This window comes from Acidicapsa dinghuensis (assembly GCF_025685685.1).
Classification (GTDB): domain Bacteria; phylum Acidobacteriota; class Terriglobia; order Terriglobales; family Acidobacteriaceae; genus Acidicapsa; species Acidicapsa dinghuensis.
On the sequence record NZ_JAGSYH010000002.1, the window covers coordinates 750,081 to 768,243 of the forward strand.

Consider the following 18,163-nt stretch of genomic DNA (forward strand, 5'->3'; position numbering starts at 1 on the left):
CAACATCCTCTCGGGCAGGATTGTCGCACCTGGCGCCTGCCCGGATTCGGGAGTTCATGCCATGTGGCTCGTATTGTGTTCCTCGTCAGATGCGTCGGCGCACTGGGCCTTTCAGGGCCTGCTGCAGATGGGCCTTGCACCCTTGCAACTGGTCACTGCCGAAAGCCTCGCCTCGGCGCGTGCCTGGGAGCACCACGTAAACAGCAGTGGAGCACACGTTACGATAACGCTCGCTAATGGTGCCGTCATTCGCAGCTCGCAGATTCGCGGAGTGCTCAATCGCCTGGTTGCTCCAAGCGACTTCACTGCTCGCTGCGCAGTCGATGCGTATCGTCAATACGCGGCCGCCGAGACGCAGGCCTTTTACTTGAGTTGGCTTCATGCGCTGCCCGGAGCGGTTATCAATCGGCCCGCGCCACTTGGTCTCTCCGGTCCCTGGTTCCACGCGTCCGAATGGACATTGCGTGCGAGCCGCGCAGGTCTGCGCACATGCACCTATCGTCAAAGCGCGCGTGATTCAGCGGCAATCACTGATGCGCGACGCGCTTCTTTCAGCCGCGAACGCACTGCCGCCCATCATGTGATAGCACTGCACGGAGAGATCTTTGGAGCACAGGTGCCCTCTGATGTAGCACACGCCTGCGGACGACTTGCAAAAGCTGCAAATACCCGGATGCTGGGCCTTCAGCTCAATTCGCGCGAAGGCGACGAATGGACCTTTGCCGACGCGACTGTGCTGCCCGATCTTCGTGCCGGTGGAGTGCCCTTGCTGCGCCGCATGGCGCAGATTCTCGTAACTGGAGAACCATCATGATACTTCTATGCGGCATTCCCTCCGAAGCTCCTTTGCGCATGATCGCTTCACGCCTTGAAGAGATGAGCGCCGATTTCGTTCTGCTCAATCAGCGCGATTTCGCAAAGTGCGATCTATGGTTTGAGATTGAAAGTAGCGACATCACCGGCGAACTGAAGACGCAGGATCGCATCTTTCGTCTTGAAGACTTTACCGGCATCTATCCTCGCCTGATGGACGACCGCCTGTTGCCGGAACTGATGGGTGAAGCAGATGATTCTCCTCTGCGCGCTTTCTGCCGCGGATTTCATGACACGCTCATTCGCTGGATGGAGATAGCGCCGGCGTGCGTAATCAACCGGTGCGCGCCGATGGCCAGTAACTCGTCCAAGCCCTATCAGGCACAGCTCATCCGCCAACACGGCTTCTATGTCCCCGAGACACTGATCACCAACGACCCGCAGCTTGTGCGCGAATTTCGAAAGAAACATGGACGCATCATCTACAAATCCATCAGCGCCATCCGCTCCATCGTGCAGCAGCTTGACTCGGAAGACGAAGCGCGGCTTGAGCAGATTCGCTGGTGTCCAACACAGTTTCAGGCCTATGTCGACGGCGTCGACGTGAGAGTGCACACCATCAACGGCGAAGCATTTGCAACTGCTATCGACAGTGATGCAACCGACTATCGCTATGCTGGCCAGCAATCAGGACGCCCCGCCGGATTGCGTGAGGTAGAGCTCTGCGATGAATTGAAACAAAAGTGCATCGGCCTCACTCAATCGCTCGGGCTGGAGTTTGCAGGGATTGACCTGAGAATCACGCCTGAAGACGAAGTGTATTGCTTCGAAGCGAACCCCAGCCCCGCATTCAGCTATTACGAATCGCACACTGGGCAGCCAATTTCGCAGGCCGTCGCGCACAGGCTGGCAAGCCGCCCTTTCGTTCGCCATGAGCCAGAATTGGCGCTCATGGCGAGCTGACTCCTAAAATGCCGACATCAGTTCCAGGCACCTAGCAGACGACGTAAAAGGATGAGTTGGCCGACGTGGTAGGCATTATGGTCCGCAGTCAGGAGTGCTTGGCGCAGAATCGTCTGGCCCTCGCCATGAGGAATCTTCGCGTAGAGATCTGTCGCCGCATCTGTAACCAGATCGCATATTTCTTTCCGGTCGGAAAGAAATTTCTCTACGCTTTCATCCCACGCATTGTCATCGGCAGGCTCAGGCGATTTAGGCCAATAATCTTCAGGCCACCTCATATGCTCGTACTTCGGATTGCGCGAGAAATCGAGAATATCCCACTGAGCGATGCGCAGGTGTTCCAGCAGTTGCCACGCGGAGTACTCTGCTCCGTCAGGCACGATACCGCGCAAGCGCACCGGGAAATTCTCCACAGCCGCTTCAAAGTTTGCGTGAGCCTCGCTGCCAGTCAGAAGTCGAATCAGATGCTGGCGTAAGAGTGCGTCGTGATCCATTGTGATTTCCTTTTTTGTGATCTTGAATAAGTTTGACGATTTTGACGAGTTGGGCCGGTCTTCCTGGCTGCGCTTGAGTTAGGAAGCAATTTTCACCCTTAAGAGATGGCTGAGCAGGCATCAGCGGCGCAGAGGATTTTCAAGAACGGCAATAGCGGATCGGATCGGCCAACTACCAGTAGGTGTTGCGGTAAGGCATGAAATAGGTTTGAAGGTACCAATTGATTAAGAAGAGCACGAACAACACCGCGGTGGTCCAGCAGAAGATCTGCACTGGGAAGCTGCGGTAGAGACGCAGGATTGGATCTGTAGGCCTCATGTGCTGGGCGTAGAAGCTGCGGTCGTACCAGGGAATATCGTCCAGCGGATCACGTTCTGGAAACGTCAGACCGCTCAGCAACGCTATGCCTGCGGCGATAACCAGCATGCAAAGCGTGTTGTAGACACGCTGCTGAAAATCGATCTCAGGGCCGAAAAACGCAGTGCGGAGCAGCACCAGCAGCGACAGGATGGTGCCGAGCAGCGTGACCGGCCTGACCAGCTCAAGCCACATGCGTAAGTCTCTCCCGGAAGAAGTGTAGCGCGATTCTTTTAGCAGCGTCTCCTCCCACAAATCTAAAAGTTTCTCCCAAAAAAGATTGCACGAGGAATCAAAATAGTCATATTATAGGCGAACAAAAGGCGTATTCGTCTTTTGTTCGCCATTATATCGCTGTTTTGAGTAGGCTTTCTCAGAATTGCGTATTCGATGCAATCAACCAACCGAGGAGACAGGAGCATGGGAACCCAAGGATTTACCCAGAAGATGTTTGGAAATGGAGAAGAAGCAGTTCGTCTGTTTAACGCAGCGGTTGATCAGACCACTCTTTCGATGTCGCCGCAGATCATCGGTGTGAACCAAACTACGGCCGTTGTTACTACACAGCACAATCGCATCGCTGCATTGAAAAGACACTTTTGCGTGAAAAAGCATGATGCGACAAGACTGCATTACGATTTCAGGCTGGAATGGAACGGCGTGCTGTTGAGTTGGGCGCTTCCAACGGGTCCGAGCTATTGCATCGAAGACCGCCGGGAAGCAATTGAAATGGAAGACCACGACCCCGCAAATATCGCCTTCGAAGGAGTAATTCCTGAAGGAAGATATGGGGCTGGTGTCGTGATGTTGTGGGAGGTTGGGTACTGGGAGCCATTGCCCGAATATCAGGATGTTGAGCTTTGGATGAGGTATGGATACTTGAAATTTCGGCTGATCGGCAACAAATTGCAGGGTATTTGGATACTTCGCCGATGTCCAAATCGATATGCCAAAGGTGGTCAGCCTATCTGGTACCTCATTAAGGAATCTGACAGCTTTGCAAGAACCAAATCCGAGCCGGACATTCTGAAAGATATGCCAAATGGAGTACTTTCCCGAAGAACTTTGGCGGAGATTGAGCATTATTGGTTCGAGGGAGAAGACAAGGACTGCTTGCTTTATCCGAGACTTTTTGAGTTCTAACCAACCTCACACATTAATGTAGAAAATCACATGTTGCCCTCAAGAGATCCCATCCCAGAGAACGTCTGGGATGGGATCAGGTATTTAGTGGGGGTTGGCCAGCGATCCAGAAGGGTTCTGGGGCGGGAACGAATTTGATTGGGACTTCGGAGATGAAGGATTTTAGCCAGTCGGCGGCGAGGATCATGCCGCCTTGTTCGCTGAGGACGTGGCCGACTACGATCAGGGCTTTTTTGTTGCCAGCGCGGATGGAGTCCTGGCAGTACTCAACGAGCTCCCACTCGCGGGTTTCGCCGCAGATCAGGACTTCGGTGTCCGGTGAGGCGAAAACTGGGATACCTGATTCGCGCCCCATGTAGCCCCAGCTTGTGGTCACGTTGTGCACCGGCAGTGCGGGGTCGCCGAGGACTCTGATGCTGCGGGCGTTCAGGCTTTGGCGCATCTGGTCTACGAACTGCGCGAGCGGGATGCCGTCGAACTGGAGTTTCTTTGGATTTGCGGGATCGACTACGTTCTTTTGCCAGCCTAGCTGCGCGACCATGCCCTGGGCTATGCCGTCGGGATGGTGGGCATGCCAGTGGTCGTGGAAGTGGAAGATGGCGATGTCGCGCTGCTTGCAGTAGTCGAGTTTGTAGTTGAGGGTGGGATCGGACTTGATGTCTTCGATGTGATCCTGGTGGAGGTAGAACGGGGTTTCGTGGGTGACGATCATGTTGAGGTCATGTTCGGCGCAGTGCTGGACTACTTCGAGAGTGGCCATCATGGTGGTGGCGATTCCTTTCACCTGCGTTTGGGGCGTGGCGGTGAGGAGGTTGTCGACGGTTCTTGGAAACCACGGAACGCCGACGTTTTTCTTGATGCGGTCTATTACTTCACCTGCTGTTAGCTGACCGGAGGGGGCAAGCTGGGCCTGAGCTAAGTCCGTGCGGCTGAATGCGAGGTTGGCTGCGAAGGCGCTGCCTGCGGCTACGAAGGTGCGGCGGTTGAGCGTGGTCATTGGTCCTCTTTGCTTTCAGAGGACGAGTGTAGCGGATGCCGGGGCGGCTGGGTTTGGCCCTTCAAGTGTGCGGCTAGCGGGGGTGGGCGTGTGATTTTCGCAGGAAATGCGGCTTAGCCTATTGATTATGCTCAAGATGTTTCTTTTTGCATGGTGCGTCTAAGGCGGGTTTTCATGCGTTTTTGGTGCGTATTTCGACGTGTTTTTTAATGCCTGCTCTGTGCCTGATGGATGAATGTGAGAGCCGCCATGCTTCGATTGTGCCTGAGGTGCGGGTAATTCTACGCAACGGGCGAATTGAGGCAGGACACGGATGGGTGGCGGCGGAAAACATCGTTTACAAGTGGCAATGCGCGTGTGACGTTGCGCAATATTTGTCGAGCAATGCGCAATCGGTGTGCTGCAAAGTGCAATCCGCGCGCGACGATGTGCAATCGGCATCACGCAAAGCGCAGTCCTTGTGTGGAATGGAGACTTGACATGTGTTCGGTTCCGACGATGTCGTCTCGCGCTGAACTGATGGGGTGCCGTTCTGCCGGTAAAAGCGGCGCTTCGGGGATGAGAGATAGAAAGGCAAGAACAAAAAAGGTTCGCGCTATTCGCGAATTTGGTTTGCGGACTCAGTGTGTAAGCCTGAGCTGTTTCCCACCCTTTCCGCATAGTACGCGGAAAGGATGGGGCACCCCGAGTGGTGGTGATTCGAGCGAGAGGTCGGTTGTGTTGCGCCAGTTCTTACCAGACGTGGCAGGCGTTGGTGGGCATCATGGGCTGACCGGCTTTGCAGCCGAACGCTTTGCCGAATTCGGGCATGTTCTGGACTACTCCGAGGATGCGGAATTCTCGTGGGGAGTGAGGGTCGGTCTGGACTTGCAAGCGAATCTGCGCGGGACGGTTTTCGCCGCACCAGTCCTGGCCGTAGGAGAGGAAGAACTGCTGGACGGGCGTGAGGCCGGATGAGTCTTTGGCTTCAAGGTCGACGCCTTTACGCTTTGCGTCGATTTCGAGAGCTTTGAGGGCGAGGCGCAAGCCGCCGTTGTCGGCGGTGTTTTCGCCGAGAGTGAGCTTACCGTTGATCTTGAGGTCATCGACGGCGGTGAAGTTGCCGTACTCTTTCACTTCGCAATCGGTCATGCCTTCGAACTTCTTCTGATCGTCGGGTGTCCACCAGTTGGAGAGGTCGCCGCTACCGTTGAACTGGCTGCCTTCGTCGTCGAAGCCATGGGTGAGCTCATGGCCGATGATGGCACCGACGTGGCCGTAGTTTTCGGCGTCGGTGGCTCCGGGCGCGAAGAATGGCGCCTGCAGGATGGCGGCGGGGAAGTTGATGTCATTCATGCTGGGGTTGTAGTAGGCGTTAACGGTGGAGGGTGACATGCCCCACTCGCCGCGATCGACGGGCTTGCCGATCTTGTTGAGCTCGCGGTGAGCCTCAAATTCGACAGAACGCTCGGCGTTACCGATGGTGTCGCCGCGGACGATCTTGAGCGCTGAGTAGTCGCGGAAGTGATCGGGATAGCCGATTTTGTCGGCGACCTGATGGAGCTTGGCCTTGGCTTTTACTTTCGTGTCGGGGCTCATCCAGTCGAGCGTGTCGATCTCCTGATCCATGGCGTTCTCGATGTCTTTGACCATCTGGACGGTCTTGGCTTTGTTCTCAGGTGGGAAGTAGGTTTTGACATAGACCTGGCCGATGGCCTCGCCGAGCGCATCATCGGTGGCCTGGGCGCAGCGCTTGTAACGGGCGCGCTGCTCAGGCTGGCCGCGCAGATCGTGGCCGAAGAAGGCGAAATCTTCATCGTCGAGCTTGGTGGGCAGCGCATAGCCAGGAACACTGTTGACGTATTGCCAGCGAAGGTAGGTCTTGATGGTGTCGAGATCGGTAGATTCTAGAACGGTCTGAAGAGTTTTGAAGAACTCTGGGTTGGTTACGTTGAGATCGGTAAAGGTGGGCGCGCCAGTGGCGGCGAAGAACTTTGGCCAGTCGATGGCGGGCGTCAGCTTTGTGAGATCGCTGACGGACATCGGGTGGTAGATGTTATGCGGATCGCGCTCGGAGGTGATGTCGAGCGAAGCCTTGGCCAGCGTGGTCTCGAGATCCATGATTTTGTGCGCGTCGGCAGTGGCTTCGGTGTCTGACTCGCCGATGAGCTTGAGCATGTTTGCAACGTGTTCAACGTATTGCTGGCGGGTCTTTTCAGCAGCGTCGCCGGTGCGGAGGTAGTAGTCGCGCTCGGGAAGGCCCAGGCCGCCCTGATCGACGGTGGCGATCTGTTTCTTCGCATCCTTGAAGTCCTGCTGCTCGCCGTAGCCGAGGAAGGCATTCGCGTTGATTAGCTGGAAGTGGGCGAGGAGCGTTGTGAGCCCGGACTTGTCTTTCATGGCTGCGATGCGATCGAGCTCCGGCTGCAGAGGCTTGAGGCCGAGAGCGTCGATAGCGGCGGTGTCCATGCAGCTCGCGTAGTAGTCGCCGACCTTTTGTTCGGCGGGGGTACGGGATGAATTGTTTACCTGCATCTTATCGAGCAGGGTGTGTAGTTCGGCTTCGGTGCGGTCGAAGACGATTGCGCCGGTGCCGTAGCTGGAGCGATCAGAGGGGATGGGGTAGTACTTTGAGAAATTACCGCAGGCGTATTTAGCGAAATCGACGCACGGGTCGACGGACTTATCAAGAAAACGGTTGTCGACGGGCGCTGGAGCGGGCGGTACGCCTGCTACATCGGGAGAGAGAGCGTTTTGCGCTTGCATAGCCGGAGCGAGAGTGAGGAGCGAAGCACTGGCGAGGGTAAAGACAAATTTTGGAATTCTCATTCTGTCTGCTTTCTGAGTGAAAAGTCACTGGCCGGACGGTAGCGAAGCGATTGTCGCATATCGGTTGGCTCGCACGCCGTATGGAAAAGTGCTTAGGTGGCGCCTCAACCGTTTGTTGTAGCAGCTGATCGAAGTGGCCGGATGCAGAGCAAGGCGTTCGATTCACATACGTTACGCGGACGTGCAAAAGCCAGTTCCCTTTTTGTGGTGAACAGGGTAACTGGCTTTGTGTATGAAAAGCAGATTATCTACGGCGAAAACCGCCGCGACCGCCGCGGTCCCCATAGCCGCCACGAGAAGGCATGGTTGGGGTGGGGGCGGGAAGGTGGGTTTTGCCCTTGGGATAGACGACCAGGTAGCGCTCCTGACCCTCGCCGAGCGAGTGGGACTCGACGTCTTCCATGTCTTTGAAGGCGAGGTGAAGCATACGGCGCTCGCGAGAGTTGGAGGGCGGGAAGGCATAGGGCTGGCCGGATTCGCGAACCTTGTTGGCTGCGGTCTCAGCGGCCATCTGGATCTCCTGTGCGCGGAGGGCCTTGAAGTTGAGGGCGTCGAAGCTGACGAGGTCGTGCTCGCGCGGGTCGAGGCGGAGGATCTGTAGGGCGATGTGCTCGAGGGAGCGGAGAAGTTCACCGCCGCGCTGTGTGAGCATGGGAGCGTCGGGGCCGGCGATCTCAACGTTGAGCACCTGAGCTTCCGAGTCATCGATCAGCGAATCGGCAGGAAGGGCGCTGGCGCTGATGCGGTACTTGAGACGGAGACCGCCTAGACGGATAACGTTGTTTAGAAAGTTGGCGACTTGCTGGGCGGCCTGTTGCAGGTTGGCGAGGGGCATAACTTGTCAGTATCGCAAATCTGGGGTCGAGACGGACTCAGACCCCCCATTTCTTTATTTCTTTTACCCGGAAAAATCGCGGGTAGAAGAAACATGAGTTCAGGAAAGGATAACAACTCGAACGAGCTTTGCGGATGAGCGATAAGTTTGAGTTACAAAGTGGAGTGAGTAGGTAGAGCACGATTGTGCGCGAAGTGGCGGATGGCTACGGGCACTCCGAAGGCGAGAGTGAGCACGATGCCGGTGGAGAGCAGGTCGCGGCCATAGAAGGGCACGCCGGCGATGTAGCTGGTCATCAAGCCGGAAAAGGTCGGCGCGTAGATGCCGCCTGGCTTGCTCATGCCGAGCCACGCGGCGTAGTTGGAGGCGAGGAAGAAAGCTGTGGGGCCGAGCAACGTGGCAGAAGCTACGCGAACCACGGAGACCCGCGTGGAGAGCAGGATATGGCCGAGGACGATGGCGGCGGCGTACCAGGCCCAGGTGATGGTGTAATCCTGCCAGGCGAAGGCGTAGCCGTAGACGTGGGTGGTGAGGTAGTAGTCGACGCCAGCGAGGACGGCTACGGGAAGGAGTGCCTCGCGCCAGTTGCGGCGCGCGCCGAAGTAGAGCAGGGCTGCGCCGAGCATAGAGAAGTCGAGCCAACCGGGATGGGGCAGGATGCCGGGGCGAATCAGAATCGCGGCGAGTAGAAGCAGATAGGCGACCATGCGCACCTCAAAATCAGGAAAATCGAACGTTTGAGCCAGTGACTGGCTGAAACCGGAACAGGTCTTATTGTGAGGATAGGCCGGTTCGGGGTCAACTTTGATTGTTTCATAGAAACAGGGACCAGGAATCAGGGATCAGGGACCTGCCAGAAAACTCGCCACTGGATCAGATTTCGCCACCAGCCGGTTTCAGTACGGCGAAACTACTTCTGTTCGCGGCGGCCCATGAACTCGCCGGCGTCTTCGTGGCCGTCGAGGATGTAGACCCAAGCGGAGAGTCCGGTATGGGCGACCATGTGATCCAGTTGCTGGTTGGAGCTGCCGGCCATGCCTGTGTCGAGATAGGCGTAGGCGAAACGGAGGTCACTGAACTCGACGGAGGACCAGTCGCGGTTGGGGGCGACGCTGGGCGGGTCCTGATCAGGAATGGCCTGCTTGCCGAAGTCGCGGACGACGGGCCAGCTTGACCAGTCGAGGTAGACCTTGCCTAGCTCAGTCTGTTTGGCGGCCTGCACGGCTGGGGTAAGCGGAGGTTTATAGAGAGTATCAATATGCGGGTCGCTCTCGACTGCGCCGGTGCGAGTGTCGACCTCGGCGGTTTGCCAGGTGGCGTCGGTTTCGAGCAGGGCGTGCCAGCGCCACGGGTTGCTGGGGTACGGCTCCAGGGCGATGCGCTTTGCGGGGGTGGGGGTGACGAGGGCGGCCTGGACGAGATTGTAGGCGTCGGTGTGCTGCACCCAGCGGTAGCACCAGAGGAAGACCATGCCGCAGAGGGCGAAGATGGCCCATCCGCGGCCACGGAAGCGCTTGCGGCGCGCGCCGACTTCCCGGTCGGCGAGGGCGAAGATGGCGGGGAATAGCAGCGCGGCAACGAGCAGTCCCCAGAGGATGGGCTCGGCGATAAAGACGAGGTCGCCCTCGTACCAGTGGCCGTTGAAGGGATAGAAAGGGCGGATGCCGTAGTTGTTGGTCCAGTCGAGGAGCAGGTGGCTCATGTGAGCGATGAGAGCGGAGAGCCAGACCCACCACCAGCGGATGGGCTGGGCATCGGTTTTTTTGTTGCGAGAGAAGATGAAGCGGTCGAGGAGCCAGATGAAGCCGGTGATGGCAGCAGCCATGAAGGGCGCGGCGATGAAGGTGTGCGTAATGCCGCGATGATGCTTGAGGCCGATGACGGGGCCGAAGAAGTCCCAGATAACGTCCATGTCGGGCGCTTCGGCGGCGAGTGTAGCGGCCAGAGTGGCGTAGGCGGTTTTGCGGTTGAGCCCGGCGCGTCCGATGCAGGCCCCTGTAAGGAAGTGAGTGACGGGCTCCATGCTGGACCCATTCTAGTGGCTTGTTTTCCCTGGCGCTGCGTCTGAAGGCGCAGAGGATGGTTATAATCGCTGCCATGCCTCGCCCGTCATCTTTGCTTGGGGCAGAACGAGCCATCGTTCGCGCCGACGCATCGGATCCTGATCTGCGCATTTTCAAGACCAACATCTTTGTTCACGATCAGGACCGCAGCCTGGATTTTTATGTGAATCAGCTTGGATTTGATTTGCTGGCCGATGCGAGGTTTACGAACAACACGCGCTGGATAGCGGTTGCTCCCCCGAACGGAAGCGCGATACTGGCGCTGCTTTGCGGGACGCCGGGATCTGCGGAAGAGAAGTTGATCGGCAGGGAAACGCAACTGGCCTTTATCACCGAAGACATTCACGGCACATACGATCGCTGGCGCGCGCGTGGGGTGCGGTTTACGCAACCGCCAACAAGCATCGGTTGGGGAGGAACGCTGGCGCGCTTCGAGGACATAGACGGCAATCATTTTGAGCTGATGACTTCTGCTCACCTGAATCAGGAGATCGAGGGGGTGCGCCGCGAGCAGCAGACAAAACTGGAAGCAGAGCGGCGAGCGGCGCAGGAGCTGGAGATTGCACGGGATGTGCAGGCACGGCTGTTTCCGCAGGCCAGGCCGCAGCTTGAAACGCTTGAATATGCGGGGTTGTGTTTGCAGGCGCGGCATGTGGGTGGCGACTACTTCGACTATCTGTCGCTGGGTGGCGGACGGGTTGGGCTGGTGGTGGGAGACGTTTCAGGCAAAGGCATTGCCGCGGCGCTGCTGATGGCGAATCTGCAAGCGAATGTTCGCAGCCAGTGTGCGGGTGGGGGGTGCGATCCGGCGGGGATGCTGCGGCGGGTTAACGACCTTTTCTATGCCAGCTCGGCGCAAAGTTCATATGCGACGCTGTTTTTCGGGGAATATGACGACTGCTCGCGGCGGCTGCGCTATGCCAACTGCGGCCATCTGCCGGGTATGGTTTTGCGTGCGGACGGCGGGGTTGAGATGCTTGAAGCAACCTGCACGCTGGTTGGTTTGTTTGCCGAGTGGGACTGCTTTATCGGAGAGTGTCAACTCAATGCGGGAGACACTCTGCTGCTGTACACCGATGGCGTGACGGAGGCCTTCAGCGGCGATGAGGAGTTTGGGCAGCAACGGCTGCTGGATGCGCTGTGCCGCAGCCGGGGCAAAACAGCGATCGAAACGATAGAAGCCATTGCCGATGAGGTGCGGAGGTTTAATCCAGGCGAACAGAGCGACGACATTACTCTGATTGCGGCGCAGGTCAAAGATACGGCGGCTGAGAGTGCGGGAACGGCTGAACAGGCAAGTGCGTAGAGGTTCATCGGAACGGAGGATGCTTCGGGAGCTGCAGCTTGAATTAACTGGCTGACTCTGGCAGCATCGGTTCAACCCTCATGCGTAAGTCTCGCGAAGTACCTCTTACTCTTCTTGCCGTCGCGGCTTTGGCTTCGGTAGGCGCTGTTGGAACTACTGGATGTCATGAGCAGCCGGGGCATTGTGTCGATCAGCAAAACCGGTTGATGCCGGACCAATATTGCCGGGATCATGCTTCGGCGGGTTATCACTACATCTATGGCGGATCGAGCGGCGGCCACATTGGCGATATGGTCGTTGGCGGCAGTGTCAGCCGTGGTGGGTTTGGCGGCTTTGGCGGCGGCGATGGCGGGGGTGAGTGATGCGACGCCATACGATTGAGCCCCGGCGCAACTGGCAGTCCACGGTGGAACGCGTGGGGCTGACGTATCACACGCTCGACAATGGCGCGCCGTACTGGGATGAGTCGGCTTACTGGGAGTTTTCTGCTGCGGAGATTGACCGGCTTGAGGCTGCTACGGCGGAGATTCAGCGGCTGGCGCTGGCGGCGGGGGATGAGATTATCAACCGCGGCTGGATGGACAGGATGCATATTCCGGCGAAGGCGCAGCAGGCGATTCGCGATACGTGGGTGAGTGAGCCTCCGGCGCTGTATGGACGGCTGGACCTGGCGTATGACGGGCGGAAGATCAGGCTGCTGGAGTACAACGCGGATACGCCGACTTGCCTGGTGGAAGCTGCTGTCGCGCAGTGGTATTGGCTGGAGGAGCGGTTCAAGGGAGCGGACCAGTTCAATTCGCTGCACGAAAAGCTTGTGGCGAAGTGGAAGGATCTTGGGCCGTATGTTTCGGAGCCGGTGTACTTCTGCTTCGACGGGCCTGAAGAAGATGCGATGACGGTGACGTATCTGCGCGATACTGCACATCAGGCTGGGCTGAAGACGGTTGGGCTTGCGATGCGCGATATTGGGTGGGATGCGCAACGGCATGTGTTTGTCGATCTGAAGAATCATCCGATGGAGACGGTGTTCAAGCTGTATCCGTGGGAGTGGCTGCTGAATGACCGGTTTGGCGATGCCGCGATCGCTACGATGGATGCGCAGAGCCAGAAGCCGGTGCGCGGCAAGGTGCAGTGGATTGAGCCGGCGTGGAAGATGCTCTGGTCGAACAAGGCGCTGCTGGCGATTTTGTGGGAGCTGTTTCCGAATCATGAGCTGCTGTTGCCTGCTTATCTTGACGGGCCGCACAACATGCAGAACTATGTGCGCAAGCCGCTGATTGGACGCGAGGGCGCGGGGGTTACGGTGTTTCGCAACTGGGCTGAGGATGGGGTTGCTGCGCCGGCTAACTCACGCGATGCGTTTGCTGCAGATGGCGGTTATGTCTACCAGGAGATGGCGCGGCTGGCGGAAGCAGACGGGCGCTATGCAGTGCTGGGGAGCTGGCTGATCGATGGCGAGCCAGCGGGGATGGGGATTCGGGAATCGGAGGGGTTGGTTACGAATAACTTCAGCCGGTTTGTGCCGCATTTGTTTCGGTGAGGCTTCCGGACGAGAAGCGTCGCTGGGTTTGGCGGTTGGTTCTTTGTTAGCTCGGCTACAGGAATATACTGGTGCTGTCCGCGGAGCAAAACTAGGCGCTGGATAGTTCTAGGCGGCGTGCTGACGCGCTTATGACGGAGCCTAATTGGGGTAGACGCGATGAACAATACAGCGGCTGAAAAGGATAATCCACGAGTTCAAGAAGAACGGATAGTGCGGATTATCTCAAAGATAAACCCCATTTTCCGCGTGGAATTTTACCGTAACCGCGTAAATCCGCGCACGACAGGCATTCGATTCAAAATCTACGATACTTCCACCGATAGGATTATTTACTCGATAAAAGCGGACGGGGAATGGGAGTCGAGCGAGATAGCAGACAAGAGCGATTCAGAATTGCGGCGACGAATTATCGCTCTTATAAATGGCCAAGGTGCTGTCCAGAAAACACCTTAGGCTGGTATCCGTCCGGCGTGCTGCGCCCAATGCAGGCCTCACAGCGGATACTGCGTCGCTAGTTTTTGCGGTTCCCACTCTTACTGCAAAAAAGCTCTGGAAAAATGGGGCACATGGCCTCTTCCCCACGGTCCAAATTATCTGGTTTGGTGACATAAAATGGCTCCGAAAGGGAAAGCTGGAGATGAACAAAGAGGCCTTCGTGAGATTTGTCTCGATTGTCGCTGTACTGGTTGGCTCTATTTTGATTTACGGCAATGTGTTTAGCTACATTGACAACCTTGTGGTTCCGTACCATCCAGAAATTGGCGCCGGTTTAGGCGTAATCGTCCTTGCGGGTGGAATTACTGGATTATGGATAAAGAGACGGTAAGCTAAGGCTGAATTGGCGGCGTATATCGTGCTGTCATCCCCACGTCAAAGCAGGAATATCCGAGCAGTCATCTCGTCATACTAGCGGCTTCCGTGGCGGGAGTTGAAAAGCTCGCATCAGGCGCTGAAGCGCCCGTTACTTTGCTGGTTTTCGTGCCGGGGATGAATCCCCGGTCTACCTTGAAAGCAAAGACAAAAGCAAGTGCAAGAACAAATACGCGTTGATAGAGCTTGTGGCTTCTTCATGGAGAAGCAGATCCCCTTCGGGGATGACAGACAGAAAAACAAGAGCAAAAACAACGACCAATCTGCCGGTGCATGAGGGCTTCAAAATGGTTTTGGCATATACTTATGTATATGCCAGAGCGGGAGGCTTCCGTGCAACGTACAGCCAAGCTTTTTATGAACAATCGCAGTCAATCGGTACGCCTGCCGAAGGAGTTTCAATTCAACGTACAAGAAGTATTCATTCGCAAGGAAGGCGATGAGGTGATTCTTTCACCCAGGCCAAACGATTGGTCCGAATACCTGGCCACCGGTCCTGTAGCGTCCGAAGATTTCATGGAAAACGTGGAGGATCTGCCGGTACAGGAGCGGGATCTCTGATGCCGGTCTACTTGCTCGATACGGACATCTCCTCCTACATCATGAAGCGTAACAACGCGATGGTCCTGCGACGGTTGCAGACGATTTCCATGGGCGACTTAGCCATCTCCGTTATTACCAAAGGGGAATTGATGTTCGGCGTGGAAGTCTCTCCGCGCAAGCTCCAAGACCGCCTCGCGCTTGAGGGATACCTGAAGCATGTCGAAGTGCTCGATTATCCCGCTGACGCAGCCCAACACTACGCCGAGATTCGTGCGGCGCTTAAGGTTGCCGGGACGATGATTGGTGCGAATGATCTGCTGATTGCGGCGCACGCACGCTGTCTTGGCCTCACTCTGGTTACCAACAACATACGTGAGTTCGGGCGGGTTAAGGGACTTGCTCTTGAGAACTGGACTGCCGGTGTCCTAAAGAAATTGCAGAGTTAGCCTGTCCCTTTGCTCTTGGTGTGAATCAGCTAACAAGCTTGAAAAGCTCGCCTCAGGCGCTGAAGCGCCGTTTGCTTTGATGGGTTTGTGCCGGGGATGAATCCCCGGCCTACCTTAAGAACGAATGCAACTGCAAAAGCAACGACAAGAGCAAGGGCAAAAGCAACGGTAGTGAAATGAGTCACAGCAAAGGCGAGACTCATACAAAGACGCGTTGATGGGGTGGCGTGAGTTAGAAGCAGATTCCCCTAAGGGGAATGACAGAAAGAAAAGCAAGTGCAACAGCAAAAGCAGATCCTGCGCTGCGCTCAGGATGACAAATCTTTGGAGAGCTAATTCTCTTTGAAGAATTGGCTCTCCTTGAAGAAGCGAGTCGCCTTGGAGAATTGGATCGGGAGTGAGCCGCGTTTATTCGCGGCCCATGAATTCCTGGACTTCTAACATGGTTGGCATGGAGGCTTGTGCGCCTTTTCTTGTTACTGAGATGGCGCTGGCTGCGCTGGCAAACATGGCTGCTTCGAGTTTGGACTGGCCTAGCATCAGGGCGGCGGCGAAGGCTCCGTTGAAGCAGTCGCCTGCGGCTGTGGTGTCGATGGCGTTGACTTTGAAGGCCTGGATTTTGACTTCGCTGCCGTTGGCCTGGGCGAAGTAGCTGCCGCGGCTGCCGAGCTTTAGGATGACGCCTTTGGTTCCCTTTTTCATGAGCTGCTGCGCGGCGTCTTCTGCTCCGTTGTCGGGGATGGCGCGGCCCAGGTAGAAAGCGGCTTCGGTTTCGTTTGGGGTGATCCAAGCGAGCTTGCTGTAGAGCTCGGCGGGGAGCTTGCACGCGGGTGCCGGGTCGAGCATCAGCGGGACGTTGGCCTGGGCGCAGAGATCGGCGAGGTGGGTGATGGTTTCGAGAGGGATCTCAAGCTGGGCGAGGACGATGCCTGCTTTTTGAATGAGGGCGGCGTGCTGGTCGAGATGAGCGGGCGTGACCTGGAGGTTAGCTCCCTGGGCGACGATGATGCTGTTTTCGCCACTGGCGGCGACGCTGATGAGAGCGACGCCGGATGTGCCCTGGACTGTGCCGACACCCGTGGTATCGACTCCGGCCATGTTGAGGCCGCCGCGGAGCTGCTTGCCTATGTCATCGGAACCGAGCTGACCTATCATTTGCACACTTGCGCCGAGGCGCGCTGCGGCTACGGCCTGATTGGCTCCTTTGCCGCCGGGGTGGGTCTGGAAGTCGGTTCCGAGAATGGTTTCGCCGGGCTTGGGGATATGCGGCGCGGAGGCTACGAGATCCATGTTGATGCTGCCGACGACGACGACTGGCTTGGATGATGGCATGGTATAAGCTCGCTGGTCTTAAGAATGAATGACTGGCTGGTGATGAGTGAACAGTGCACGGCGGACAGTGTCCAGCAGTGATTAGTACAACGGAGCCAGGGCAACCAGGAGTAAACCGAACAGAAATAGTACGAACATCCAAAATAGCAGGCGCTTCGCACTGGATGGTGCAGAAGAAAACTCTTTCCAGATGAAAACACCCCATGCGGCCGTTACCATTGTGGCACCCTGCCCGATGGAGTAGGAAACGGCGGGGCCGACGATGGTGGTGCGGGAGGCGACGAAGTTGAGGGTGGCTCCGGCGCACCATATGAGGCCGCCGACGATTCCCCAGAGATGCCAGGAGGGCCTGGCTGCGGCGTATCCGCTCATGGCTACGGGGGCGCTGCCGTCGAGGGGTTTGCGCATGAGCAGGTAGTTCACAGGGATGGAGCAGAGGGCGACGCCGAGGGTGAAGATGAGGGATGTGGCGTAAGGGCCGGCTGCGTCGGAGCCTGACATGGCGCGCGAGACAAAGGGATAGAAGGTGCCCATGAGCAGGCCGGCGATGAGGCTGATGAGGATGCCACGGACGCTGGTGGTCTGGCGTGAGCCTGTTGCACTTTCGCGGGCGCGGTAGGCGAGGGCGTCACAGACAATGGCGGCGAGTACGAGAGCTACTCCGCCGAAGAGCATGAGGGGGTTGCCCTGGGGTGATTGCGCGTAGCTGGTGACTGCTCCGACGACGAGGGCGATGCCGATACCGATGGGGAAAGCGACGGCGAGGCCAGCGATGTCGATGGCGGCGACGAGGAGCAGGTTGGCGATGTTGAAGTCGATGCCGGCGATGAGCGCCCACTCAATGCTACTACTGCTGGCGTGATGGAGGTCTGCGAGGAAGGGCAGGCCGGTGTTGCCGATGCTGCCGAGAGTGAAACCGAAGAGGAGTGCGCCCAGAATGAGGCCTACGACGTAGTCCCAGTAGAAGAGCTGGAAGCGATAGCCGGGGGTGAGCTTGAGAGTGTTGGCCCAGGAGCCCCAGCACAGCATGGTGACGATCATGAAGGCCAGGGCTACGGCGTAGGATTCGGGCTGATACATGGGCTCGCCTTACGCTAGATGCGTTGTGGCGGAATCTTAATGCATTGGGGTTGGAGCATGTTGAATTTCGATGACGGATTTAGGCTGGGCCTGATGTTTATGCGGGCTTAATGGCCAGTTCGCTTCCTGAGCTGGGCTGGCACGGGTGCATGAAGGGCAGCAAGCTTTCAAGGCTTAGGGATGTTTTTCGAATGATCGGATTACTTCGATGGGACCGATGATCTGTGCATTGAATTCATCCATCCGCTCGGCCGGAATCCAATACTCGAGTGCCTCACGCGAACCGACCTTCTGCACGTCAAACTGGCTTAGATAGTCGGTCTTCACAGAAAAGCGGGTAACAAATCCGTCAAATCCAGAGGCTTCATCTTTCGTGTTCCACTCGCGCGCAATGAAGTCCGCATATTCCTCCGTCAACACCGGGTAAAAGATCGGCTGATGCTCCAGCCGAGGCGGAAACGCCTGAAACCCGCTTATCGCGATCAGCTCCAGTTCTTTTCGACCTACTGGCCGGTACAAGGTTGTTGTCTGTATCTCCATCAATTCGTCACCGATAAACATCGTGGTGA

Annotated in this window: 19 protein-coding genes; 9 read left to right on the forward strand and 10 right to left on the reverse strand. The window is 57.1% G+C overall.

Annotation, left to right across the window (positions count from 1 at the left end; genetic code table 11):
* The first annotated feature begins 61 nt into the window (after positions 1-61).
* A complete protein-coding gene (locus tag OHL22_RS06775; RefSeq protein ID WP_263334676.1) occupies positions 62-814 on the forward strand; it encodes a hypothetical protein in 753 nt (250 codons plus the stop codon).
* A complete protein-coding gene (locus tag OHL22_RS06780) occupies positions 811-1,776 on the forward strand; it encodes an ATP-grasp domain-containing protein (protein ID WP_263334678.1) in 966 nt (321 codons plus the stop codon). The genes OHL22_RS06775 and OHL22_RS06780 overlap by 4 nt, the downstream gene beginning before the upstream one ends.
* 17 nt (positions 1,777-1,793) lie before the next feature.
* On the opposite strand, the gene OHL22_RS06785 is transcribed toward OHL22_RS06780, so the two are convergent.
* A complete protein-coding gene (locus OHL22_RS06785; protein WP_263334680.1) occupies positions 1,794-2,270 on the reverse strand; it encodes a DinB family protein in 477 nt (158 codons plus the stop codon).
* A 172-nt stretch (positions 2,271-2,442) separates the two neighbouring features.
* A complete protein-coding gene (locus tag OHL22_RS06790; protein ID WP_263334682.1) occupies positions 2,443-2,823 on the reverse strand; it encodes a hypothetical protein in 381 nt (126 codons plus the stop codon).
* Positions 2,824-3,048: 225 nt separating this feature from the next.
* Between OHL22_RS06790 and OHL22_RS06795 the strand changes: the two genes are divergently transcribed.
* Entirely contained in the window at positions 3,049-3,771 is a 723-nt protein-coding gene (locus OHL22_RS06795) for a DNA polymerase ligase N-terminal domain-containing protein (RefSeq protein WP_263334683.1), read from the forward strand.
* A 76-nt stretch (positions 3,772-3,847) separates the two neighbouring features.
* Here the strand turns inward: OHL22_RS06795 and OHL22_RS06800 are convergent, their stop codons facing one another.
* The 5 genes from OHL22_RS06800 to OHL22_RS06820 all read right to left on the reverse strand — a co-directional run bounded on the left by OHL22_RS06800 (position 3,848) and on the right by OHL22_RS06820 (position 10,434).
* Positions 3,848-4,768, reverse strand: coding sequence for a Nif3-like dinuclear metal center hexameric protein (locus tag OHL22_RS06800; protein WP_263334686.1), 921 nt, complete (start codon positions 4,766-4,768; stop codon positions 3,848-3,850).
* Between the two features lie 732 nt (positions 4,769-5,500).
* Positions 5,501-7,576 carry a M13 family metallopeptidase gene (locus tag OHL22_RS06805; RefSeq protein ID WP_263334688.1) on the reverse strand — a complete coding sequence of 692 codons (2,076 nt, stop codon included), beginning with the start codon at positions 7,574-7,576 and terminating at the stop codon, positions 5,501-5,503.
* Between the two features lie 244 nt (positions 7,577-7,820).
* Positions 7,821-8,411, reverse strand: coding sequence for a Jag family protein (locus OHL22_RS06810; RefSeq protein ID WP_263334691.1), 591 nt, complete (start codon positions 8,409-8,411; stop codon positions 7,821-7,823).
* 152 nt (positions 8,412-8,563) lie between these two features.
* Positions 8,564-9,118 (reverse strand): DUF6580 family putative transport protein, encoded by a 555-nt coding sequence (locus OHL22_RS06815; protein ID WP_263334693.1) that lies wholly within the window; start codon positions 9,116-9,118, stop codon positions 8,564-8,566.
* A gap of 203 nt (positions 9,119-9,321) precedes the next feature.
* Positions 9,322-10,434 carry a metal-dependent hydrolase gene (locus OHL22_RS06820; RefSeq protein ID WP_263334695.1) on the reverse strand — a complete coding sequence of 371 codons (1,113 nt, stop codon included), beginning with the start codon at positions 10,432-10,434 and terminating at the stop codon, positions 9,322-9,324.
* A 56-nt stretch (positions 10,435-10,490) separates the two neighbouring features.
* Between OHL22_RS06820 and OHL22_RS06825 the strand changes: the two genes are divergently transcribed.
* The 6 genes from OHL22_RS06825 (at position 10,491) to vapC (ending at position 15,182) form a co-directional block, all read left to right on the forward strand.
* Positions 10,491-11,780, forward strand: a complete 1,290-nt coding sequence (locus OHL22_RS06825) for a PP2C family protein-serine/threonine phosphatase (protein WP_263334697.1) — start codon at positions 10,491-10,493, stop codon at positions 11,778-11,780.
* A gap of 80 nt (positions 11,781-11,860) precedes the next feature.
* Positions 11,861-12,142, forward strand: coding sequence for a hypothetical protein (locus tag OHL22_RS06830; protein WP_263334700.1), 282 nt, complete (start codon positions 11,861-11,863; stop codon positions 12,140-12,142).
* The gene (locus OHL22_RS06835) at positions 12,142-13,320 is read left to right on the forward strand and encodes a glutathionylspermidine synthase family protein (protein WP_263334702.1); all 1,179 of its coding nucleotides are present in this window, start codon (positions 12,142-12,144) and stop codon (positions 13,318-13,320) included. Before OHL22_RS06830 ends, OHL22_RS06835 begins: the two co-directional genes overlap by 1 nt.
* Positions 13,321-13,744: 424 nt before the next feature.
* Positions 13,745-14,149: a hypothetical protein gene (locus OHL22_RS06840; RefSeq protein WP_263334705.1), complete on the forward strand. Its 405-nt coding sequence runs from the start codon at positions 13,745-13,747 to the stop codon at positions 14,147-14,149.
* A gap of 377 nt (positions 14,150-14,526) precedes the next feature.
* Entirely contained in the window at positions 14,527-14,754 is a 228-nt protein-coding gene (locus tag OHL22_RS06845; RefSeq protein WP_263334707.1) for an antitoxin, read from the forward strand.
* The gene (gene vapC, locus OHL22_RS06850; RefSeq protein WP_263334709.1) at positions 14,754-15,182 is read left to right on the forward strand and encodes a type II toxin-antitoxin system tRNA(fMet)-specific endonuclease VapC; all 429 of its coding nucleotides are present in this window, start codon (positions 14,754-14,756) and stop codon (positions 15,180-15,182) included. The genes OHL22_RS06845 and vapC overlap by 1 nt, the downstream gene beginning before the upstream one ends.
* A gap of 408 nt (positions 15,183-15,590) precedes the next feature.
* Here vapC and rbsK read toward each other — a convergent pair whose 3' ends face one another.
* The 3 genes from rbsK to OHL22_RS06865 form a co-directional block, all read right to left on the reverse strand.
* Positions 15,591-16,514 carry a ribokinase gene (rbsK, locus tag OHL22_RS06855; RefSeq protein WP_263334712.1) on the reverse strand — a complete coding sequence of 308 codons (924 nt, stop codon included), beginning with the start codon at positions 16,512-16,514 and terminating at the stop codon, positions 15,591-15,593.
* A gap of 81 nt (positions 16,515-16,595) precedes the next feature.
* The gene (locus OHL22_RS06860; RefSeq protein ID WP_263334713.1) at positions 16,596-17,594 is read right to left on the reverse strand and encodes a GRP family sugar transporter; all 999 of its coding nucleotides are present in this window, start codon (positions 17,592-17,594) and stop codon (positions 16,596-16,598) included.
* A gap of 174 nt (positions 17,595-17,768) precedes the next feature.
* Positions 17,769-18,155, reverse strand: coding sequence for a hypothetical protein (locus tag OHL22_RS06865; protein WP_263334716.1), 387 nt, complete (start codon positions 18,153-18,155; stop codon positions 17,769-17,771).
* Positions 18,156-18,163: the final 8 nt, after the last annotated feature.